The sequence below is a fragment of the Paenibacillus sp. 276b genome (genome assembly GCF_900107875.1).
GTDB classification, from domain to species: domain Bacteria; phylum Bacillota; class Bacilli; order Paenibacillales; family Paenibacillaceae; genus Paenibacillus; species Paenibacillus marchantiae.
The window spans coordinates 1,108,124-1,129,972 of record NZ_FNRR01000002.1 but is presented as its reverse complement, the minus strand read 5'-3'; the positions used below and the strand labels follow the sequence as shown (position 1 = coordinate 1,129,972).

The window sequence follows — 21,849 nt, the reverse complement described above, 5'->3', positions numbered from 1 at the left end:
ATGAAAAAATATCGTTCCTATAAAGGAACAGTGGGTAACATTGCACCAAACGTACTGGATCGTAACTTTCAAGCAGAAAAACCAAATGAGAAATGGGTTACCGATATTACGGAATTTAAGTTGTTTGGAGAAAAGCTTTATTTATCACCTGTTCTGGACTTATTTAACGGTGAAATTATCACGTACACAGTAGGATCTCGCCCTACTTATTCATTAGTCTCCGACATGCTAAATAAAGCTTTTAAACGCTTATCCAACGAGGATGAGCTCCTCCTGCATTCGGATCAAGGCTGGCACTACCAGATGAAGCAGTATCAACATGCTTTGAAGGAACGGGCGATTATCCAGAGCATGTCACGCAAAGGAAATTGTTACGATAACGCAGTAATGGAGAACTTCTTTGGCATTATGAAGTCAGAATTTCTCTATCTTAATGAGTTTGAAAGTCTAGATGACTTCAAGCAAGAACTAGCACAATACATCGATTACTACAATCACAAACGCATTAAGTCAAAATTAAAAGGCATGAGCCCGGTACAATACCGAATTCATGCCATACAGGTTGCATAAAAATATTTGTCTAACTTTAAGGGGTCACTTCATTTACGGCACCCTGGTTTTTGTTTTTCAATTCAAGTCGGGTCAGGAATTTGTTTTTCTTCCCACGGCGCAGCACGACAAGTTCGTCAGATAGTTATGCATCTTGCCACTTAAAGACTCTGTGACTGTATAAAAGCAATCAAGTTGTCTCCTAATAAAAAAAGAACGGCATCTCTGCCGTTCTTTTTGATGGACTCTCAGGGACTCGAACCCTGGACCAATTGATTAAGAGTCAACTGCTCTACCAACTGAGCTAAGAGTCCATATGATGTTCTTGTATGGAGCCTAGGGGGATCGAACCCCTGACCTCATCGCTGCCAGCGATGCGCTCTCCCAGCTGAGCTAAGGCCCCAAATTATGAATGTAACAAGTTGTCCAACACTGCAATGCTCCGCAGGCGACTCCTATATCATATAAAATACAGCTTTTGCTGTCAACAACTTTTTCTTGAAGCTAAAGTGATTGGAGAAGAACAACCTTTTTACTGGAACACACAGATGGTAACCCCAGAATGCTCTTCCCCTTTTACCCGTTTCACTAATCCTCGTTGTTGTCTTTGGACAATAAAGATTTCAGTTCTTTCATGAACATATTGATGTCTTTGAATTGACGGTACACCGAAGCAAAGCGCACATAGGCTACTTCATCCACTGGAAACAGCTGTTCCATCAGCAGTTCGCCAATCTGACGGCTCTCTACTTCTGCATCGGCTGTATTTCGCAGAGACTTCTCTGCCTCAGATACCATCATTTCCAGTGTCTCCACAGAGACCGGACGTTTCTCACAAGCCCGAATCAGGCCACGGAGAATCTTGTCCCGGCTAAATTCCTCACGACTGCCATCTTTCTTGATGACGATCAGCGGTGTTTCTTCCACCATTTCAAAAGTTGTAAATCGACGGCTACATTGCTCACACTCACGACGACGACGAATCGATTTTGATTCATTGGCCGGCCTTGAATCAAGCACCTTTGTGCCCAGGTAGGCGCAATAAGGACATTTCAAATCAGATCACTTCCCACGTTTTACTTTTTACCAGAAATTGCCTGCATGCATTTAGTTATGAAAATCGTATTGCCGACACATAATACTTTTACCAACCGCGAGGAGGTGAACAGCAATGGCACAAAGCAATGGTAACTCCAACAACCTGGTGGTAACTAAAGCTTCCGCAGCTCTCGAACAACTGAAATATGAAGTTGCTCAAGAACTCGGAATCAGCATCCCACAAGACGGATACCAAGGTAACATGACTTCTTACGAGAACGGTTCGATCGGTGGATACATCACGAAGCGTCTGGTAACAATTGCAGAACAGCAATTGGCAGGTCAATACCAATAATATCTGCATCGTAATACGGTACACAGAGGAGCATGGAGCGGCCGGTGAACAACCGGCCTGCTCGGTGCTTCTACTTATTTTAGAGCATGAATCCAAAGTGTCTTAACTTAGAACGTATTATAGATCTTTACATATTGATTATAATAATAAATGACGCGTTGTACATAGTGCCGGGTTTCACCAAACGGAATATCTTTGACCGTCTCGAATGAACCGTCCCATACGCCATCCCTTAACCATGAGTTCACTTTACCTGGACCTGCATTGTAAGCAGCAATCATAGCCGCTTCATTCCCGTCAAATTGATCTGACAGATTACGTAGATACCAGGTGCCCAGCTGGATATTCCTTTCAGGCTCGTGCTTCAATTCTTCCAATGAGGTTCCCGGAATTTTGGCTTGCTCCATAATCCAGTTCGCGGTGTCAGGCATCAGCTGCATTAATCCGATGGCACCTCTCTTGGATTCCTTGCTTGTCTTAAAATTGGTCTCCACCTTGATGATGGAAGCGATGAGAAACGGATCAACCTCATAACTCTGAGACTGGGCCCGAATCTCTTCCTTATAATGAATCGGATAGAACCATGACATCCAATTGGTATTCAGGAACAGCACCAATACAAAAGACACAAACATCAACAACAGTACCCGTTTCTTACGCAGCAATCTCATATTAGGCCCTTACGATGCAAAAATGAAATGAGTTGCTGCTCCGTCTCTGACCACAAGCCGCTGTTATCGATAACCACGTCAGCACGCTGCTTCTTATCTTCAATATCCATCTGCACGTCTATACGGGCATCTGCCTGTTCTGCCGTCATTCCATCCCGGCTCATCAGTCGTTCTAGCTGCACTGACCTCGGAACGTAAACAACCATCACCTCTTCGAAGCCATCCTCCAGCCCTGACTCGTACAATAACGGAATATCCGATACGACCAGCTTGTCCGGATGTTCAAGCTCGTACAGAGCAGCGCGCTCGCGCATCTCCTTGCGGATCGCTGGATGTGTAATAGCCTCAAGTGCCTTACGTTCCTCTGGATTCTGAAAAACAATACTGCCAAGCTTTTTCCGATCCAGTGTTCCGTCCTCATTCAATATGGCTTGTCCGAACCGCTGAACAGCCGCAGCCAAAACGGGATGCCCGGGCAGCATTACTTCCCGGGCAATAACATCTGCATCAATGAGCAACGCTCCCTTACTGGCGAGAAAGGCGGACACGCTGCTTTTGCCTGTCGCGATCCCGCCGGTTAAGCCAATATTCATTATTTCACCTCACAACAACTTCATTATTCCCATAAACATTAATAAAAGCGCAGGTAACACAGATAATCTTCGCATCCACCGCAGAGCAGCAAAGCGCAACCCAACTTTCATGCCCAGTGACAGAAATGCCCCACTAAACAACGCAATAACTAATGCTGTCCACAAAGTCGGAAATCCCAATAATGCTGCCCCTAATCCTGCACCAAAAGCATCCAGAGAAAGGGCTATCCCCAGCCACATCGCTTCTTGGACGGATATACTGCCCGAGTTATCCATATCCGCCTTCGAGGGACTACGCAGGATCTGAATAACCACACCCAGCTTCCGCAGCTCAAGTGTAAAGACCATTCGTTCCAGAGATCCTCCAGAAGCAGATGGCTCAAGCTCCAGCGCGAGCACCTGATTCCTGCCCTTCGACTGAGCTTCTGGTGAGGCTTGCGTATTACTGCGGATTGTTCCTGCTCCTGTTCCCTCACCCACTCCATTGTCCGTTTCCAGCTGTTCCTTGCCCCGTTTTCGAATGAGTTGCAGCAACGACCATGCGCCAATACCGATCAGAATAACCGCTCCAACAATTGAAGCCACGTCCGGAGATACGACATGAGACAGAAGCACACCTACTTGCATCGATAATGCAATAACCAGACCCGAACAGATGGAAATGACGACAATGGATAACAGCGGAATTTTAGTTCTCCGCAGCCCATATGTAATCCCGACTCCAAAACCATCTAAACTAAGCGCCAAAGCAAGCGCCAGTAATGAAATAAAATGATGCAGCACCCCGGATTCCTCCCCTGTGCGGAACTCGTTCCAACTGGCGGCTGCCAGTATGGGTATACGCCCGCTTATTTCTGCCATATCAGTATATGGAGGGAGGAATCCAAGGGTGCTACAATTTGACGATTTCGTTCATGCTACCAAACCCATCAACGATTTAGAGCAGCGGTTGACAGTTTGGACAGTAATGCGTGCCCCTACCACCTACAACACTCTTCTCGATTAATGTGCCACACGTTGCACAAGGTTCAGACTTGCGTCCATATATTTTCAACTGATGCTGGAACATTCCCATCTCGCCCTGTCCATTGACATAGGACTTGATGGAGGAACCTCCTGCATTCACCGCATCCTGGAGCGTAACCACGATCGCTTCATGCAGCACGGTTAACTGGGCTTCGGTTAATGTCTTGGCAATGGTTTCTGGATGAATTCCAGCGCGGAACAAGGCCTCGTCCACATAAATATTCCCGATGCCGACCACATATGCCTGATTTAACAAGACGGCTTTAATTTTGGTCGTGCGTTTGCCAACAGCATCACGGAATGCAGCTACAGTAAACGCAGGATCAAGCGGCTCCAGCCCCAGTTTTAACAAAGGTTTGGATACCAGTTCCTCCCCTGCATTGAAGAGATGCATTGTACCGAATTGACGGACATCCTTGTAACGTAATTCTGTACCATCGGTAAAGTGAAAGATAACATGGGTATGCTTCTCCACTTCCTCATGCTGTTGGTATACCCCGTACCTGCCTTCCATCCGCAGATGGGAGACAAGCACCAGCCCGTCCAGCAAAATACGCAAAAACTTGCCTCTGCGCTCCACACCGATCACGGTATGTCCCTTAAGTTCCATTGCAAATGCATCTATGTCGTCCGGCCGCTGAATAATCCGCGGCAAGCTAACGGTAACGGAGTCAATGGTCTTGCCAACAATAAGTTGATTCAATGTTCTTCTGACTGTTTCGACTTCCGGTAATTCCGGCATGATGTTCTCACCTCCCCTATATTATAACGGAAGATGGCGCTCAGCGGGACCCCTTCTTGTGTCGAAAACAGTTGAAAAATATTTTGTAAAATAACGGAAAACCCGCTTGGGATCTATTATTTAGCCTCGTACCAGTTTTCTCCGTAGCTGACTTCCGCTTTTAGCGGCACTGACAGCTCCAATGCTTTTTCCATCACCGAAGGAACCAGCTCTTTCATCAGTTCCATTTCATCCGCAGGCACTTCGAATACAAGCTCATCGTGCACCTGTAATAGCATGCGGCTCTTCAGCTTGCGTTCACGCAGTGCTTCATCCATCTGTACCATGGCAAGCTTGATGATATCTGCCGCAGTTCCCTGGATCGGTGTATTCATTGCTGTCCGTTCAGCAAAGGAACGCAGGTTAAAGTTGCTTGCATTGATTTCTGGCAGATAACGACGGCGTTCCAACAACGTTTTGACATAACCATCCTGACGGGCTTCCTTCACAATATCATCCATATATCGACGCACACCCTGGAATACTTCAAAGTATTGATCAATGAACTGTGCTGCCTCTTTCCGCGTGATGTGCAGGTTCTGAGACAAACCGTAGTCGCTGATCCCGTATACGATACCAAAGTTAACCGCCTTGGCAGAACGACGCATGTCTCCATCCACCTCTTCTGGCTTCACGCCAAACACATCTGAGGCCGTCTTCGTATGGATATCCATGTCCTGGACAAAAGCTTCCTTCAGCCGCTCATCATCTGAAATATGTGCAAGGACGCGCAGTTCAATCTGCGAATAGTCTGCTGCCAAAATGGACCACCCTGGTTCGGAAGGAACAAATACCTTTCTGATTTTACGGCCTTCCTCCATCCGAATCGGAATGTTCTGCAAGTTCGGGAACTGGCTGCTAAGACGTCCAGTAGCCGCAATCGTCTGACGGTAAAACGTATGCACCTTGCCATCCTTATCTGAAATCTCTTTGAGCAGTCCTTCTACATATGTGGACTGCAACTTGGCAAGTTGACGATATTGCAGAATATGTTTGACTACATCATTATATGGAGCCAGCTTCTCCAATACTTCGGCATCCGTAGAGTATCCTGTCTTTGTTTTCTTCACCACAGGCAAACCGAGTTTATCAAATAAAATCTCACCCAGCTGTTTCGGTGAATTCAGATTGAATTCCGTACCGGAAAGCTTGTAGATTTCCGCCATCAACCTGCTTATATTTTCTTCGAACTCACTACCCAAAGCCTTCAAATCTGCCGTATTAGCCTTAATCCCCTGTTTCTCCATATCTGCAAGAATACGTGACAATGGCATCTCCAGTTCATGGAAAAGTGCGTTCATCTCATTACTCTCCAGTGCCTGCTCTTGGAGTGGAATAATGGCTGCTACTGCCGCCGCTTTACGACATAGAAAATCGCCCAATATATTCGCCTCAGGCACTCTGTATTTTGCACCTTTGCCCATAACCGAATCATCCTCCACGAGGGAAGGCAGACCATACTTCGTGGTCAGGCCGCTAATCGTCTGATTCGATTCAGTTGGATCAAGCAAATAGGCAGCCAATTGCACATCAAAGGACGCTCCAGCAAACTCAATGCCATGCGCATGCAGTGCCAGATCAACACGATGTAGATCATAACCACGCTTGGGTTGATCTGCATTGCCGAGCCATTCTCGTACTGGGGCAGCTGCATCTGACTGGAGCAATTCGGAAGACAGGAATGTATAGGTTTCGGCTGAACCAACAGCAAGTCCAATGAGTTTCGCCTGATGCGGGTTATCACCATGTGTCTCCACATGCAGCACATCAATGGATTCGAGTGAACTGAACAGTTCACTAATCGTTTCTTCTGTTGCAATGGAGGATTCCACTACGGCCGCCGGAACGGCTTCCTGTTCAGAAACTACACTTGCACGGAATGACAGGCGCTCTAGCAAAGACTTGAATTCGAGCTTGGCCAAAGCCGGACCTGCCAGTTCCTCTTTTAAGCCAGCAAACTGCATATCTTCCCAAGTTTGTTCCAATGGAACTTCACGGTGGATCGTGGCAAGCTGCTTGCTCATACGTGCATCTTCGGCGTGAGCCTCAATTTTTTCTTTCATTTTGCCCTTTAGCTCACCTGTGCCGTTAAGAACTTCCTCAACCGAACCGAACTGGTGCAGCAGCTTCAGAGCCGTTTTCTCTCCAACACCAGGAATGCCCGGAATATTGTCGGACGCATCGCCCATCAGACCTTTGAGGTCAATGATTTGCAGCGGGGTCAGACCATAGCGCTCCTTGATCTGAGCGGGATCGTATAGCTCAATCTCGGTTACCCCTTTGCGCGTAAGCCCGATATGCACATGTTCAGAGGCAAGCTGCAGCATATCTTTGTCACCTGACACAACGAGAACCTGTCTTCCGGCTTCATCCGCACGTTTCGTTAATGTTCCGATAATATCATCCGCTTCAAACCCTGCAAGCTCAAACTGGGCAATCCCGAAGCCCTGAAGCAGCTCTTTCAGCAGCGGAAATTGTTCCGACAACTCCGGCGGTGTTTTCTCCCGACCACCCTTATACTCCTGGTAACCTTCGTGTCGGAACGTAACTTTGCCTGCATCAAATGCCACCATCACATGTGTCGGTTTATGCTCTTCCAGCAAGCGCAGCAGCATCGTGGTGAAGCCGTACACCGCATTGGTGTGCAAGCCTTTCGAGTTAGTTAGCGGTGGCATTGCAAAAAACGCCCTGTAAATAATGCTATTTCCATCTATAAGAATAAACTTGTCCATTCCAGCACCTCGCGTATCGTATGGTCAATCCTTCAATCACATCTACTCTCATGATACCATACACACCTGTTACAACAAAAAAAATAGTCATCTTTATAGGCCATAATCTGGCCTGCAAAAAAAAGGAACTCCCTCCGCGGATTGCCTGTTCACAGGCCGCCCGAGAGAAAGTCCCTTCATTTCGCTACGAATAATACCCCAATTCCACTAAAAACGGTTACCTATTGATTCAAATCAGGGCGTTTTCCTGTTACCAGATACACCGTGCTCTCACCAATGTTTGTTGCGTGGTCACCAATCCGTTCGATATAACGTCCTACCAACATCAAGAGCATCGCTTGGGAAGCCTTATTTGGATGGTCTGTCATAAACGAGTAGAGGTCACTGATCATATGACTGTACAATTGGTCAACCTGATCATCGGTCTGAGCCATTTTGTAGGCCAGATCCGTATTTTCTTTCAGGAAGGATTCAATGGATTCCTCAATCATGGACTTCACGATTTCCGCCATTCTTGGAATATCCACAAGCGGTTTAATGAGCTCCTGCCCATCCATACGAAGGGTCACTTTGGCCACATCCAGCGCAAGGTCACCCATACGCTCCAAGTCACTTGAGATTTTGAAGGCAACAATAATGCGTCGCAAATCCTTCGCTACCGGCTGTTGTGTAATGATGAGCTTGGAACCCAATTCCATAATCTTGTCTTCCAAGGCATTCAGATTCGCATCATTCTTGATGATGACCTGAGCTTTCTCGGCATCCATCGTCTGTAAACTTTCAATAGCACCATCCAACGCTGTGCCAACATGCTCACCCATTTGCCGAAGCAGTGTGCGCAGTTCCTCAAGCTCCTGATCAAATTCTCTTCTGCGAATCATAGATTCCATGTCCTCCTTATCCATCATCTCCGGACACGCCGGGATCGTTCGAACTCAGCTAGCTTATCCGAACCGTCCGGATATATAATCCTCGGTTCTGGAATCTTGCGGTGTGGAGAACAATGTTTCTGTATCCGCTGCCTCCACCACTTCTCCGTTCAGGAAAAATACCGTACGACCCGATACACGAGCAGCTTGGTGCATGTTGTGGGTTACCATTACAATTGTGTATTTGTGGTGCAATTCCTTGACCAGTTCCTCAATTTTGAGCGTTGAGATTGGATCAAGTGCAGACGTTGCTTCATCCATCAACAGTACGTCAGGCTGCACGGCCAGAGCACGTGCAATACAGAGGCGCTGCTGTTGTCCACCAGAGAGACTGAGTGCCGATTTTTTGAGCACATCCTTTACTTCATCCCACAGTGCAGCATGAACAAGACTCTGCTCAACCAAACGATCCAGTTCGGCTTTTTGCGTCACCCCGTGAAGTCGTGGTCCGTAGGCCACGTTATCGTAGATCGATTTTGGAAAAGGGTTAGGCTGCTGAAATACCATTCCGACCCGCTTGCGCAGCGTCTCTACTTCAATCTCATTGCTATAAATGTCGGAACCGTCCAACATAACTTGTCCTTCCACACGTACGCCCGGAATCATGTCATTCATCCGATTCAATGTACGAAGCAAGGTCGATTTACCACAGCCCGACGGACCGATAAACGCGGTAACCGTCTTCTCCGGCAGGTCCATCGATATATTTTTAAGCGCGTGATGCGTATCATAGTATAAATTAAGTCCTTCAATGTGAATGAGGTCCTTCATGGATGTTCACTTCTCCTTCGCGGCAGGGACAACCAGATTCCCTTACGTAGACCGATGCCAATGATTGAACTTGGCTCTCGGTCATCTATAATATCCTACCCTCTCATTGTAAAAACAGTATCACTTTCATGTTAACGGAATGTAAAAAGAGACATCTTTCACACCCATGACCCTCCTATCCGATCATTGCGTATGAATGATGCCTATCCTACCGTCATTTAGTCATCCGCCTGGACCATATCTTCCAGTCTCTCCCGAATGTGCTCGGCCAATTCTCCAGCCGTTTTGCCTTCCTTCGCGATATCCTCTGCAATATGGGACATGCCTGCCACAGCCGTGTTCAGCTGTTTGAATGCAGCCCCTCCTTCGTTTACATGAACGGAGCTGCTGTCAATCTCTGCCGCGCTTGCTCTCACCAGTTCTACAGTCTGTCTGGTCAATCCTCCGATATCATCCAGTAAAGAGGACATATTTCCCGCAACCTCACGGGTCTGCTTGGCTAGTGCACGAATCTCACCAGCAACGACCTGGAAACCCCGTCCGTACTCCCCCGCATGTGCCGCTTCGATGGAAGCATTCATAGCGAGTAACCCACTTTGGTCAGCCAATGAACGAATGGAACGTGCCATCCCGGAACCCATGTCGATAGAGCTCAGCATGTCATCAGCGTGTTTCTGCTGACCCTCCATATGCTGATATACACGGTTATAGGAAGCATCAACCTGACTGAGACTGCTCGCTCCCCGTTCGGACAACTGCATGATCTGAGACGCTTCTACCCCAGCCTTTTGAGCAGCTTGAACCAGTTTGGTGACGGAGTCGTTGATTCTCGTTATTTCCTGTCTGCTCTGTGTAATAATATGTACACGTTCTTCCGAAGCCACATGCTGCAGTTTACGGGAAAGGGACATAACATCCCTCATCGTCAACACACCCAGCAATCGGTCTTCTTCCGTAACGATCAAACAATCGTAGAAATGTTGCTCACTGCGTGCAAGAGCGATGTCAATAATCGCGGTCGCTTCTGCATGCACATCGACAATAACAGGAGAAGAGTCCGCTGCGTGTACAACCGGCTTACGATAGAAAAGATCTGCCGCGAAGCGTCCATTCAACATTCGGTATAATGTCTCTCGCATCAACAAACCTAATGGCCGCATGTGATCATCACATAATACAATACACGGATATTCCTGATCCTGATTGAGCAGGCTTGCCGCTTCCCCGCAGGTAGTGTGAACGTCAACTACAGGTATTTGACGGCAATAGTCCCGTAATGAAATTACATTCTCTTTGGTGACCCCAATTTCATCTTCATCTTTTTGTTCTCCCATGGGAGCTACAACTTGTTCCTGTTGCGTATTTATCATTTCTTCGGGCTGGTCGGGCTTCACTTCGAGCAACATGGGCATAAATGCGCAATCTCCTTTACGTATGAGCTCCGTCCTGAGGTGGAATATATAGGTATAAAGTATCACTCAGACAGCTTCATCCTACTCCCTATACGTAAAGGAAAATAATTGTTTATGTTAACGGAATGTAAAAAAAACTCCCCGATCATTGTTAACTTGAATGATGGGGAGTTTTTCTTTTTACAACCAATTTATAACCTACACCGCGAATCGAATCAATATGAACCGATTCCGGGTCCAGCTCCAACTTTTTCCGCAATGAACTGACATGAACGTCCACCGTGCGCTGTCCTCCGATATAATCGAAGCCCCAGACCGCATTCATCAGATCATCCCGTGTAAGCACAACACCCGGCTTCTTGGCCAGATAAAGCAGTACCTCGAACTCCTTGGGACGAAGACTGATGGATTGTCCACCCAGTGTCACTTCATACTTCAAAGGATAAATCTCAAGCTCTCCCAGAATAATACGGGAACCGTCTTTATCCTCTGGTTGCGGCAAATCTTCACCGTTCGAATAACGTCTTAACACTGCATCTACGCGAGCAAGCAATTCGGATACACCAAATGGCTTCGTAATATAATCATCGGCACCTGATTTTAAGCCTTGTACAACTTCGGCTTCACCGTTTTTGGCTGTGAGAATAATGACCGGTGTGCTAACACCCTGAATTCGTAACTTATTCAGAATATCCAGACCGTTCATTCCAGGAAGCATCAGATCCAGCAGAATCAGATCAAACTCCTGGGACAACGCCCGATCATAACCTGAAGATCCGTGATCCTCAGCAATAACATCATAGCCCTCTTGTGTCAGGTTATACGTAAGCAATCTTGATAATGTTGGTTCATCTTCAATAACGAGCAAACGCTGCGCCATGATACCCCTTCTCTCTTATAGGTTGTCTGTTGCCACAACACTTTCATTATCATAGCACCTAATTGTTAACTCTGTGTAAAACAGCTCATTCCTTTTACATTTCACTTCCATTGCACTAGATTTCTTCATCCTGAATTAATGGAAGGATAACACGAAACGTAGTCCCCATGCCAAGTTCGCTCTCTACAGACAGTTTGCCATGGTGCAATTCTACCAGATGTTTCACAATTGAAAGTCCAAGTCCGGTGCCTCCCGAATTACGGGATCTGCCCTTGTCCACCCGATAGAAGCGTTCAAAAATCCGCGGCAAATCTTTCTTCGGAATACCAATTCCTGTGTCGGATACTGCAAATACAACTTCTTCTTCGTCCTCATTATGTTCAACCGACACTTGTAATTTTACCCGTCCGCCCTCAGGCGTGTAATTAATGCCGTTGGATAACAGATTAATAAAGATCTGCTTCATTTTATCCTCATCAGCTTCAATATACAATTCTTCGGGAACATTCATCTCCAGGCGAATCTCTTTCTTCTCCGCCACCTTGGACAAGGTACCCAGGACCATCTCGAAGAACGAATGCACATGCACAGGTGAACACTGCAGGGGAGCCCGTTTGGACTCAATTTTGGATAACTCCAGAATATCTCCGATTAATCGATTCAGTCTGTCACCTTCATCATAGATAATCTGCAGGAATGAACGCTCCGTCTCTTTGTCCTGTACCCCGCCGCTAAGAAGCGTTTCGGCAAAACCTTTGACCGCAGCCACCGGCGTTTTGAGTTCATGAGATACATTCGCGACGAATTCACTGCGCATTGATTCCAGCCTGCGGATTGCTGTTACATCCTGCAGAAGGAAGAGCATCCCCCGATAAGCGCCGTCATCTTCGGACATCGGTACTCCATCAATGCGAATTAATTTTTCGACTGGATTGAACACACTTACTTCTTCATGCATCGGTTCTCGCAATGCAACACTCTCTTCAATCGTGCGTGTCAGCTCATAATGCCGCTTCAATTCAATATATGGTTTGCCAGTAACCCGCTCTGCCTGAATGCCGAGCATACGCTCCGCTTCCCGGTTAACCAGTGCAATGGATTGACCTGCATCAATCATAATAATGCCGCCCGTCATGTTGGCAAGCACACTTTGCAGCAGCGCTTCATTATCCCTGATCGTCTTCAGTTGCATCTGAAGGCTGTCTGCCATTCCGTTAATGGCAAGTCCCAGTTGACCGATCTCATCATTACGAGTTACATCCACTCTAGCATCATAATCCAGCTTGGTGATCCGGTGAGCCACCTTCGTAATATGCTCAATGGGCGATGTCAGTCCCCGCGCAACCCGGTAACTTACCAGAGCCACAATCAGGAACAGAAGGCCCAAGGTGAAGAACATCAAAATCCAGCCCTGCTGAAGACCCTGATCAACAGCTTCAAGACTCATGGATAGTCGAATGTAACCATCAAATTTCCCACTGGGTAACTCGATCATGTCGCTTTGATCCGAATTCACAGGAAGTGCCACATACAGCATGTCCTGCCCTAATGTTGCACTATAACGAATCGACTGACCATAATTTTGCCCAACCGCTTCTTTAATCTCCTGACGGTTCAAGTGGTTGTCCATTGAATTGGGATCGCTCTCCGAGTCGCCAATGACCGTTCCGTCTTTATTGATAAAAGTTACCCGTGAATCCGTCAGTCGATCCAGCTCAACCGCACGTTCTGAGTAATATTTCTGTGTCTCTGCATTTTTTGGATTGGTTGCATCATGGAACGGGAACGTTGCTTTTAGCAAGTTGATCTCACGCACCATCGTTTGCTCCAATGCATTAATGTGAGTAGTCTTAAAAACTCTGCCCATCGTATACCCCGCCACAATGACGGAAATACCGATCAGCACCATCATAATGATGGCAAGGCGAATTCGGAACGGTCTCATCTATCTCTTCCTTTGTTATAAAATTAATAATTACATATCCATTTCTATTCGATCACCACGAGTGGTGGGTTGTGAAATGACAAGAAATTCTACGTCTGCTTCGCCCCGATTCTGCATCTGATGTGGCATGCCCGACGCAATTTCTATCCCTTCATGGAGTTCAAGCACAAACTCTTCCCCGTTAAGTTCCATACAAGCCTCACCGCTAAGAATAAAGAAAAACTGACGACTTATCGAATGGTAGTGCCGGGTTTCAGAAGTTCCTGCAGGCATACGTTCATGAATAATGCTCAGTGTTTCATCTTGAACGAGATGCCAACCATCGCACTGTCCACCCCATATATAGTGTGCCGCATTTTGTTTGCTAATCTTCATGTGACCGCCTCCGAAGCTTACTTGTCGGTCTATATCATATCACAGATAGCATGGAGACCCTGCCATTTTTGATTAACAGCACGCGGCGTCAGTTCTAGAACTATCTCCAGGCAAGCCTAATGATAAAGTATCATGGTTGCATCAACGCCGATCCCGACTTTTGTAAACTGGATCAAAATCATATCTCTTCCGCTATATGCTCATTAAAAAAAGACGTACCGACCAGTCATGCTGGTAACGATACGCCTTCGTTTGAAATACGTCGTCAATGGATTATCCGTTGACCACTTCGCCGCCATTAACGTGCATCACCTGACCGCTCACGTAGGAAGAATCATCCGAAGCGAGATACACGTAAGCTGGAGCCAGTTCATCCGGTTGACCTGGACGTTTCATTGGCTGAGTAGCACCAAATTCGCTCACCTTTTTCTCATCAAACGTGGATGGAATGAGAGGGGTCCAAATCGGCCCTGGAGCAACAGCATTCACACGAATTCCCTTCTCCACAACATTCATCGACAAGGAGCGTGTAAATGAAGTGATAGCTCCTTTCGTAGATGAATAATCAATTAACGTCGGATTTCCGCGATATGCGGTAATGGAGGTTGTATTAATGATTGTACTGCCTTTCTTAAGATGTGGCAGAGCAGCCTGTGTAATATAAAACATGCCAAAAATATTTGTGCGGAACGTACGCTCCAGCTGTTCTGGAGTAATATCCTCCAGCTGCTGCTGGGGATGCTGCTCCGCTGCATTATTCACGACAATATCCAGCTTGCCTAGTTGATCCACCGTCTGCTGCACGGATTTCTTGGCAAAGGCATTGTCACCAATGTCCCCGGGAATCAATATGCATTTGCGTCCTTCCTGTTCGACCTGACGCTTGGTCTCTTCCGCATCCTCATGCTCACTCAGGTATACAATCGCTACATCCGCGCCTTCCTTCGCATATGTAACGGCAACAGCACGTCCAATTCCACTGTCTCCACCCGTGATCAGAGCAACCTTATCTAACAATTTACCGGCTGCTTTATATTCAGGTTTCTCAAACTCTGGTTTGGGGTGCATCTCCGATTCGATACCCGGGCGCTGATCCTGATGTTGGGCAGGCATCGTCTTTTTGTTTTGTGTGTCGGTTGACATCTGGCATTTCTCCTCTCAAAATGGAATGTCCTGATTCAGATTCATTCTGTAGGATGGCATGAACAATACAGATTAATCCCTTTTCCAATGCTCATGCTCCAAAGTCACTGTCTCTTGCCTCGATACATACTTACCACTCGCTTTTGGCGGTTAAACAGAAAAATTCCCAATACTCTAATGGCTGTTTCTTTATCGTTTCTCACAGACATGCTGTCAACTGAGGCAAAGCCGCATTGAATTCGACCTATTATGCCAATCATTCGAAAATTTTATCGAAATTGAACGGATTCACCAACCAAATTGTATTCCTATGCCGTATGAGCTGATGTACAATGTACAGTATACAGATAAGCTTTAAATAAAATTAATCCAGTTTGGATGAAGCGATGTCATGCAGTCATGCTTCCCAACTAAGCAAATATTCTGATCTAATATGGAGACCAATCCCATGGAATCGCACATTAATTCTTATATAACACTTGTAGCAACTTCAGCTGTGCTGAATGTTTTTCTGTGTTTATATACTTATGTTAGAAGAGCAGAAATCCCCAGTTCGAAAATATTCATTCTCTATACAGCAGCTCTGTCGGTTTACACCTTCGGTTACGCGATTGAACTCGCCAGCAATACACTGGAGCAGATGAAATTCTGGACGGTCATCGAATACATTGGTATGCCTTTCTCCGCCTCTCTTGGGCTGATGCTCATGATGCAATACACGGGTAAAAAATTATCCAAAAAAGCTTCTGCTGCACTGTTTGTAATCCCTTCCATTACCTTGTTCATGGTGGCAACAAATGATTTTCATCATCTTTTCTATAAAAGAGTATGGTTAAGAGAAGACAGTTCCGTCCCTCTAATGGATATTGCTGTAGGGCAATGGTACGTTGTTCATGGTGCATTCACCTTTTCCTGTCTGTTATGTGCCTGCCTTATTCTCGTCGGACAATGGAAACATACCAAAAAGATGTATCGTCGTCAGTTACTCACATTGATCACTTCACAGCTTATTCCCATGGTAGCGGCCTTTGTGTATTTACTTGGTCTGACCCCGGGTGGTATGGATCCTGTTCCGGTTCTCATGTGCATTACATCCGCAATGTATATCTGGGCTATTCTATCCTCCCGTCTGTTAACCATCGTACCTATCGCCAAGGATAGTATCTTTGAGAGCATGCGTGAAGGCGTTATCGTGCTGGATAGTTCCAATCGTCTCGTCGACTATAATAAATCTCTGCGTGATATGCTGCCAGAGCTTGATTTCAGCATGGTAGGTCAACATCTGAACGATGTATGGCTGTCGCTTGCCGGTGAGACCTTTCCAGTGGAATATGGCCGAGAAGGTCTGCAAACCGATCTGTACTGGCAATTAAACGGAGAGACCGTCTGTTATCAGGTGAGAACCTCTTATGTGTATAACAAAGAAGGACAAGCCGTTGGCACACTGATTATGCTGATTGATATTACAGAGCAACGTTTCCTACAAGAACAATTGAAGCAACTGGCTTACTTCGATGGTCTCACCAAAATATATAACCGCACGCAGTTCCTGCTTAGAGGTCGAGAGATACTGAGTGAAGCCCAGCTTAATCTGCGGCCGACGGCCTTTATATTATTTGACATTGATCATTTCAAACGAATTAATGACACCTATGGACATGACGTTGGGGATCAGGCCATCATTCATGTGGTCTCTGTATGTAATCGTTATCTGAATTCGGAGATGTTGTTTGCACGTTATGGAGGAGAGGAGTTTGTTATCGCGGTACCCAATGCCTCCCTCCAAGACGGTGAGCAGCTTGCTGAGAAGTTACGCGTGGCTTTGTTGAATGACCCGCTGGAGGTACAAGGTACTCGTATTCCACTGACTTCAAGCTTCGGAGTGGCACAATATAATGGAGGGTCCGATTCTCTGGAATCCTTGCTGCGTGATGCCGATACGGCACTATATGAGTCCAAGCGTAACGGTCGTAACACCGTATTTGCCCACGCTGTAAGCTTGGGTTAACTAAATGTAGCGTTTAACTACGTGAGCCATATATGCCGTTATTTCAACACTAGCACCTTGATGGTTGTCAGACATCACCCCAGACGGAGCGAACAAAAATAGACAGCCTCTGGGCTGTCTATTTCAATACGGTTCAAAAACTTACTTTCTTATTCAGCTTGTCCCAACGTTTGAAGTGCAAACGCTTTAAGTTCAGCTCGCAAATAAAACTCGTTTCGCAGCTATTGTTAGATCACCTGGTTGTTCACCATCAGATACACCATAATGAGCAGGAATACGGCAAGCAATGTGCTGAACGTACGAATCTTACTTTGTTCTGCACTGACGTCACGATTGCTTTTCACAGCCTCTGCTGCCAAGCGTAACGGTTTACCCATAATGCCACCGATTGCTGCAATAGCCAGCAACAGAACCACTACCACACCCATCCACAGATAGGAATACTCACCCTTGGTCATTAAGTAACCACCCGTAAGAAGCTGAATTACAAGTCCGTACTGTGCGATACGGTTTAATGAACGGAGCGATGCAAATGCTCCCTCTTGAGCGGCAGCACTCAATGTACGGATTTTGCCCACAACGAATGGCAAGATCAGATAGAAGCCCATCGCCAGTGCTCCAATAATATGGAGCAAATACATAATCATTGTCAAAATGTCCATCCTCCTCAGAAATTTCAGTCAGTGTGCTATACATCACATCTCATTATACTGGGGAACTTATCCAAAGAAAAGAAAACCTCCGGATGATCCGAAGGTTTTCTGTCTGTTCCTGTCAAAAAGTTTTCAAACTTACAAGTTAACTACTGAAATGACGTTACGAACCGAATCCGCAGATTTGTTGAGTCCCGCTTTTTCTTCAGCAGTCAGTTCCAGTTCAAATATTTTCTCAATTCCGTTACCACCCAGAACGGTTGGCACACCAAGGAACAAGTCGTTGTAGCCATATTCCCCTTCAAGGTAAGCAATAACCGGAATGATTCGTTTTTTATCTTTCAAAATGGCTTCGGTCATTTGCACCAATGAAGCTGCTGGTGCATAATATGCGCTGCCGTTTCCGAGCAGGTTAACGATCTCACCCCCGCCAACACGTGTGCGTTGTACGATGGCTTCAATGCGCTCTGCCGAGATGAGGGTATCGATTGGAATACCGCCAACGCTGGAATAACGAACGAGTGGTACCATATCGTCTCCGTGGCCGCCAAGAACGAATCCACGGACGTCTTCAACCGATACATTCAGCTCTTGTGCAATGAATGTGCAATAACGTGCAGTATCCAGAACACCGGACTGGCCGATTACGCGGTTTTTAGGGAAACCAAGCGTCTGATAAGCTGCATATGTCATTGCATCTACCGGGTTGCTTAGAATAATGACGATGGAATCAGGGCAATATTTTTTCACATTTTCACAAACAGACTTCACGATTCCTGCATTCGTGTTGACCAGATCATCACGGCTCATACCTGGTTTACGGGCAATACCTGCCGTAATAATAACAATCTCCGAACCTGCAATATCCTCGTAGTTGGAAGTACCGACGATATTGCTGTCGAAGCCCTGAACAGGACTAGCTTCCCACATGTCGAGCGCTTTACCTTTAGTCGGGTTTTCCAATTGCGGAATATCAACCAGAATAACATCCCCGAGTTCTTTTTGGGCAAGCATCAAAGCCGTTGTAGCTCCGGTAAATCCGGCGCCGACTACTGTGATTTTTTTGCGCTGAATAGTCACGATTCACATCTCCCCTTACAGGTTTTTAATGATTTGATCAGCAAATTCAGAACATTTCACTTCAGTAGCGCCGTCCATCAGACGTGCAAAGTCATAAGTTACTGTTTTGTTGTTGATGGATGTTTCCATACCTTTGTAGATCAGGTTAGCCGCTTCTTGCCATCCCAGGTGCTCAAGCAACATTACGCCGGACAGAATAACGGAACCAGGGTTCACGACATCTTTGTCTGCATATTTAGGTGCAGTACCGTGAGTAGCTTCGAAGATAGCATGTCCTGTTACATAGTTGATGTTCGCTCCTGGAGCGATACCAATTCCGCCAACTTGTGCAGCCAGTGCATCGGACAGATAGTCACCGTTCAGGTTCAACGTTGCGATTACATCGAACTCACCTGGACGAGTCAATACTTGTTGCAGAGCGATATCGGCAATAGCATCTTTCACGATGATTTTGCCAGCATCTTCAGCTGCTTTTTGAGCTGCATTAGCTGCATCCGTACCGTCTTTTTCTTTAATGATATCGTATTGTGCCCAAGTGAACACTTTGTCAGCGAACTCGTCTTCTGCAACTTCATATCCCCAGTTTTTGAAGGCACCTTCTGTAAATTTCATGATATTACCTTTGTGTACCAATGTAACGCTCTTACGGTTGTGATCGATGGCATATTGTACTGCTGCACGTACCAAACGTTTGGAACCTTCGGAGGAAACTGGCTTGATACCAATACCGGAAGTTTCAGGGAAGCGGATTTTGTTTGCACCCATCTCCTGTTGCAGGAATTGGATTACTTTTTTCACTTCTTCTGAACCTTCTGCGTATTCAATACCCGCATAAATATCTTCCGTATTCTCACGGAAAATGACCATGTCTACCAACTCAGGACGTTTAACCGGAGAAGGTACACCATCGAAATAACGAACAGGACGCAAGCAAGTGTACAGATCCAGTTCTTGACGAAGCGCTACGTTCAGGGAACGAATTCCGCCACCAATTGGTGTAGTCAATGGTCCTTTGATCGCTACGATATACTCGCGAATAGCTTCAAGCGTATCGTTTGGCAGCCACTCCCCGTATGTATCGAATGCTTTTTGTCCAGCAAACACTTCATACCATGCGATTTTTTTGTTGCCGTCATATGCTTTTTCAACAGCTGCATCCAATACACGTTTGGAAGCTTTCCAGATGTCACGGCCTGTACCGTCACCTTCGATAAATGGAATGATCGGGTTATTAGGTACTTGCAGTGTACCGTTATCAATTTGAATTTTTTCGCCTTCAGTTGGGTGAGCAAATTTTTCTAATTTCATTAGTATAATTCCTCCTTGGGTTTCGTAGATGCAGTATGATAACACACCGCTTGTCTTATTGGAGGAAGGGTTATGAACGTGCTGCTAATTTCAGCCAACATGTTACACCCCTTCACCCCGTCCTTTTTATTATACTGGTTTTGATGCCATTAGCGAAGTTCGATTGAAACGTACTTCTGATCTGTTGGCCCTGTGTACTCGGCACGCGGACGAATAATACGGTTATCCGCAAGCTGTTCCAGAATATGAGCAGTCCAACCTGATACCCGGCTAATCGCAAAGATCGGTGTAAACAGGACCTCTTCAATACCTAATTGGGTATATACGGAAGCGGAATAGAAATCTACATTTGGTTTCAGACCTTTTTGTCCTGTCACCAGTTCTTCGATCTTCACTGACATATCGTACAGGCGTGTATCGTTGTTCATTTCACCCAGTTCCTTGGACATCTTTTGCAGATGTTTCGCACGTGGGTCTCCATTTTTGTAGACACGGTGTCCAAAGCCCATGATCTTCTCACGGTTGTTCAATTTTTCTTGAATAGCTGCTTCCAGACGATCAGGTGTTCCAATCTCATTCAGCATTTTCATAACGGCTTCATTTGCACCGCCATGCAATGGCCCCTTCAATGCGCCAATCGCAGAAGTTACTCCCGAATAGATGTCGGAAAGCGTAGCTACTGTTACACGTGCTGCAAATGTAGAAGCGTTCAACTCGTGATCCGCATGCAGGACAAGCGCTTGATCAAGGGCTTTAACAGCGGTCTCGGCTGGTTGTTCTCCAGTCATCATATATAAAAAGTTTTCTGCGATGGAAGCGCCTTCTTTTGGAGCCACAGGTTCTTTGCCCTGACGGATACGGGCTATGGCTGCCACAATGGTTGGCAACTGCGCTTGCAGCTTAACCGCTTTGTTCTCGTTCGCTTCCGCTGTCATCTCGTCAGCCTGCTCATCGTACAGAGCCAGTGCGGATACCGCGGAACGCAGTGCTGCCATGGTACTCATGTTTTTCGGATACAATTGGATTTGTGCAATCAACTCGCTCGGAATCGGCGCGTAATCGCTCAGGCTTTTGCGAAGGGATTTCAGTTCATCCGTAGTTGGCAATTTACCAAACCACAGTAAATAGGCAACTTCTTCAAAGCTTGCATGTTCTGCCAGATCGTCAATATCGTAACCACGGTATGTAAGCACACCGTCTACAATGGAGCTGATCGAAGAGGTTGTTGCAACGATGCCTTCCAGACCTTTGGTAGCTGTCATATTACATCTCTCCTTTAATAAACGAAATCAAGAACCCATCCAGAGTGTCATCTACGTGCTCAAACGCACTCGTCCTTCTTTTGTAACCATTTACATTTTAAAATTAATAAATACCTCAATATCCGGTTTTCATATCTGTCAATCGGTATTTCCTTATCTCATCATACTGGATTTTGTCGTTTATGTGAACATGATGCGAGGTCATCCGCACATCAAACTTCTTTATCAGACCGATAAAGCATTTTTGAAAACCTTTACAAAAACAAGGTTGACATTTTATTCTTTTTATATAAATCCGTGCTATAAATCAAGTTTTTATTGCTATATTTTGTGAACAT

At 46.0% G+C, this 21,849-nt stretch carries 20 protein-coding genes and 2 tRNA genes; 3 read left to right on the top strand and 19 right to left on the bottom strand.

The window, feature by feature from the left end:
- Positions 1 to 570 (top strand): IS3 family transposase (locus tag BLV50_RS16170; RefSeq protein ID WP_143038128.1); only part of this gene is annotated, 570 nt, incomplete at its 5' end.
- A 220-nt stretch (positions 571 to 790) separates the two neighbouring features.
- Here the strand turns inward: BLV50_RS16170 and BLV50_RS16165 are convergent.
- From BLV50_RS16165 to nrdR, 3 genes are all read right to left on the bottom strand, one after another.
- Positions 791 to 863: transfer RNA gene (locus BLV50_RS16165), tRNA-Lys, on the bottom strand.
- A 16-nt stretch (positions 864 to 879) separates the two neighbouring features.
- Positions 880 to 952: transfer RNA gene (locus BLV50_RS16160), tRNA-Ala, on the bottom strand.
- 185 nt (positions 953 to 1,137) lie between these two features.
- Positions 1,138 to 1,605, bottom strand: coding sequence for a transcriptional regulator NrdR (gene nrdR / locus BLV50_RS16155; RefSeq protein WP_063568108.1), 468 nt, complete (start codon positions 1,603 to 1,605; stop codon positions 1,138 to 1,140).
- A gap of 115 nt (positions 1,606 to 1,720) precedes the next feature.
- Here nrdR and BLV50_RS16150 point away from each other — a divergent pair, with 115 nt between their 5' ends.
- Entirely contained in the window at positions 1,721 to 1,942 is a 222-nt protein-coding gene (locus BLV50_RS16150; protein ID WP_053783555.1) for an alpha/beta-type small acid-soluble spore protein, read from the top strand.
- Between the two features lie 107 nt (positions 1,943 to 2,049).
- Here BLV50_RS16150 and BLV50_RS16145 read toward each other — a convergent pair whose 3' ends face one another.
- The 12 genes from BLV50_RS16145 to BLV50_RS16090 form a co-directional block, all read right to left on the bottom strand.
- Complete coding sequence (locus tag BLV50_RS16145) at positions 2,050 to 2,613, bottom strand: lytic transglycosylase domain-containing protein (RefSeq protein WP_063568107.1); 564 nt, start codon at positions 2,611 to 2,613, stop codon at positions 2,050 to 2,052.
- Complete coding sequence (coaE, locus tag BLV50_RS16140; RefSeq protein WP_063568106.1) at positions 2,610 to 3,206, bottom strand: dephospho-CoA kinase; 597 nt, start codon at positions 3,204 to 3,206, stop codon at positions 2,610 to 2,612. The genes BLV50_RS16145 and coaE overlap by 4 nt, the downstream gene beginning before the upstream one ends.
- Positions 3,207 to 3,215: 9 nt before the next feature.
- A complete protein-coding gene (locus tag BLV50_RS16135; protein WP_177031195.1) occupies positions 3,216 to 3,989 on the bottom strand; it encodes a manganese efflux pump in 774 nt (257 codons plus the stop codon).
- A 154-nt stretch (positions 3,990 to 4,143) separates the two neighbouring features.
- Positions 4,144 to 4,974 carry a DNA-formamidopyrimidine glycosylase gene (gene mutM, locus BLV50_RS16130; RefSeq protein ID WP_063568104.1) on the bottom strand — a complete coding sequence of 277 codons (831 nt, stop codon included), beginning with the start codon at positions 4,972 to 4,974 and terminating at the stop codon, positions 4,144 to 4,146.
- Between the two features lie 116 nt (positions 4,975 to 5,090).
- Positions 5,091 to 7,745 carry a DNA polymerase I gene (gene polA, locus BLV50_RS16125; protein ID WP_072733975.1) on the bottom strand — a complete coding sequence of 885 codons (2,655 nt, stop codon included), beginning with the start codon at positions 7,743 to 7,745 and terminating at the stop codon, positions 5,091 to 5,093.
- Positions 7,746 to 7,966: 221 nt separating this feature from the next.
- Entirely contained in the window at positions 7,967 to 8,626 is a 660-nt protein-coding gene (phoU, locus tag BLV50_RS16120; protein WP_063568102.1) for a phosphate signaling complex protein PhoU, read from the bottom strand.
- 63 nt (positions 8,627 to 8,689) lie between these two features.
- Entirely contained in the window at positions 8,690 to 9,445 is a 756-nt protein-coding gene (gene pstB, locus BLV50_RS16115) for a phosphate ABC transporter ATP-binding protein PstB (RefSeq protein ID WP_063568101.1), read from the bottom strand.
- A 218-nt stretch (positions 9,446 to 9,663) separates the two neighbouring features.
- Entirely contained in the window at positions 9,664 to 10,857 is a 1,194-nt protein-coding gene (locus BLV50_RS16110) for a methyl-accepting chemotaxis protein (RefSeq protein WP_090808742.1), read from the bottom strand.
- A gap of 151 nt (positions 10,858 to 11,008) precedes the next feature.
- On the bottom strand, positions 11,009 to 11,737 hold the full coding sequence (locus BLV50_RS16105) for a response regulator transcription factor (protein WP_053783546.1): 729 nt from the start codon (positions 11,735 to 11,737) through the stop codon (positions 11,009 to 11,011).
- 115 nt (positions 11,738 to 11,852) lie between these two features.
- Positions 11,853 to 13,682 (bottom strand): two-component system histidine kinase PnpS, encoded by a 1,830-nt coding sequence (pnpS, locus tag BLV50_RS16100; RefSeq protein WP_064639306.1) that lies wholly within the window; start codon positions 13,680 to 13,682, stop codon positions 11,853 to 11,855.
- 30 nt (positions 13,683 to 13,712) lie between these two features.
- Positions 13,713 to 14,057, bottom strand: a complete 345-nt coding sequence (locus BLV50_RS16095) for a cupin domain-containing protein (protein ID WP_079697696.1) — start codon at positions 14,055 to 14,057, stop codon at positions 13,713 to 13,715.
- Between the two features lie 273 nt (positions 14,058 to 14,330).
- Positions 14,331 to 15,200, bottom strand: coding sequence for an SDR family oxidoreductase (locus tag BLV50_RS16090; RefSeq protein WP_063568097.1), 870 nt, complete (start codon positions 15,198 to 15,200; stop codon positions 14,331 to 14,333).
- Between the two features lie 448 nt (positions 15,201 to 15,648).
- Here BLV50_RS16090 and BLV50_RS16085 point away from each other — a divergent pair, with 448 nt between their 5' ends.
- Complete coding sequence (locus tag BLV50_RS16085) at positions 15,649 to 17,208, top strand: histidine kinase N-terminal 7TM domain-containing diguanylate cyclase (protein WP_063568096.1); 1,560 nt, start codon at positions 15,649 to 15,651, stop codon at positions 17,206 to 17,208.
- A gap of 227 nt (positions 17,209 to 17,435) precedes the next feature.
- On the opposite strand, the gene BLV50_RS16080 is transcribed toward BLV50_RS16085, so the two are convergent.
- The 4 genes from BLV50_RS16080 to citZ form a co-directional block, all read right to left on the bottom strand.
- The gene (locus BLV50_RS16080; protein WP_090808739.1) at positions 17,436 to 17,861 is read right to left on the bottom strand and encodes a hypothetical protein; all 426 of its coding nucleotides are present in this window, start codon (positions 17,859 to 17,861) and stop codon (positions 17,436 to 17,438) included.
- A 138-nt stretch (positions 17,862 to 17,999) separates the two neighbouring features.
- On the bottom strand, positions 18,000 to 18,941 hold the full coding sequence (mdh, locus tag BLV50_RS16075; RefSeq protein ID WP_090808737.1) for a malate dehydrogenase: 942 nt from the start codon (positions 18,939 to 18,941) through the stop codon (positions 18,000 to 18,002).
- Positions 18,942 to 18,956: 15 nt separating this feature from the next.
- Positions 18,957 to 20,249 (bottom strand): NADP-dependent isocitrate dehydrogenase, encoded by a 1,293-nt coding sequence (icd, locus tag BLV50_RS16070; protein WP_063568094.1) that lies wholly within the window; start codon positions 20,247 to 20,249, stop codon positions 18,957 to 18,959.
- Positions 20,250 to 20,398: 149 nt separating this feature from the next.
- On the bottom strand, positions 20,399 to 21,511 hold the full coding sequence (citZ, locus tag BLV50_RS16065) for a citrate synthase (protein WP_063568093.1): 1,113 nt from the start codon (positions 21,509 to 21,511) through the stop codon (positions 20,399 to 20,401).
- Positions 21,512 to 21,849: the final 338 nt, after the last annotated feature.

What these genes read in the sequence shown, in the direction of transcription:
- BLV50_RS16150 (WP_053783555.1), top strand. Translation starts at nt 1,721, where the DNA reads ATGGCACAAAGCAATGGTAACTCCAACAACCTGGTGGTAACTAAAGCT.
- BLV50_RS16145 (WP_063568107.1), bottom strand. Translation starts at nt 2,613, where the DNA reads ATGAGATTGCTGCGTAAGAAACGGGTACTGTTGTTGATGTTTGTGTCT.
- coaE (WP_063568106.1), bottom strand. Translation starts at nt 3,206, where the DNA reads ATGAATATTGGCTTAACCGGCGGGATCGCGACAGGCAAAAGCAGCGTG.
- mutM (WP_063568104.1), bottom strand. Translation starts at nt 4,974, where the DNA reads ATGCCGGAATTACCGGAAGTCGAAACAGTCAGAAGAACATTGAATCAA.
- polA (WP_072733975.1), bottom strand. Translation starts at nt 7,745, where the DNA reads ATGGACAAGTTTATTCTTATAGATGGAAATAGCATTATTTACAGGGCG.
- phoU (WP_063568102.1), bottom strand. Translation starts at nt 8,626, where the DNA reads ATGATTCGCAGAAGAGAATTTGATCAGGAGCTTGAGGAACTGCGCACA.
- pstB (WP_063568101.1), bottom strand. Translation starts at nt 9,445, where the DNA reads ATGAAGGACCTCATTCACATTGAAGGACTTAATTTATACTATGATACG.
- BLV50_RS16110 (WP_090808742.1), bottom strand. Translation starts at nt 10,857, where the DNA reads ATGCCCATGTTGCTCGAAGTGAAGCCCGACCAGCCCGAAGAAATGATA.
- BLV50_RS16105 (WP_053783546.1), bottom strand. Translation starts at nt 11,737, where the DNA reads ATGGCGCAGCGTTTGCTCGTTATTGAAGATGAACCAACATTATCAAGA.
- pnpS (WP_064639306.1), bottom strand. Translation starts at nt 13,682, where the DNA reads ATGAGACCGTTCCGAATTCGCCTTGCCATCATTATGATGGTGCTGATC.
- BLV50_RS16095 (WP_079697696.1), bottom strand. Translation starts at nt 14,057, where the DNA reads ATGAAGATTAGCAAACAAAATGCGGCACACTATATATGGGGTGGACAG.
- BLV50_RS16090 (WP_063568097.1), bottom strand. Translation starts at nt 15,200, where the DNA reads ATGTCAACCGACACACAAAACAAAAAGACGATGCCTGCCCAACATCAG.
- BLV50_RS16085 (WP_063568096.1), top strand. Translation starts at nt 15,649, where the DNA reads ATGGAATCGCACATTAATTCTTATATAACACTTGTAGCAACTTCAGCT.
- icd (WP_063568094.1), bottom strand. Translation starts at nt 20,249, where the DNA reads ATGAAATTAGAAAAATTTGCTCACCCAACTGAAGGCGAAAAAATTCAA.
- citZ (WP_063568093.1), bottom strand. Translation starts at nt 21,511, where the DNA reads ATGACAGCTACCAAAGGTCTGGAAGGCATCGTTGCAACAACCTCTTCG.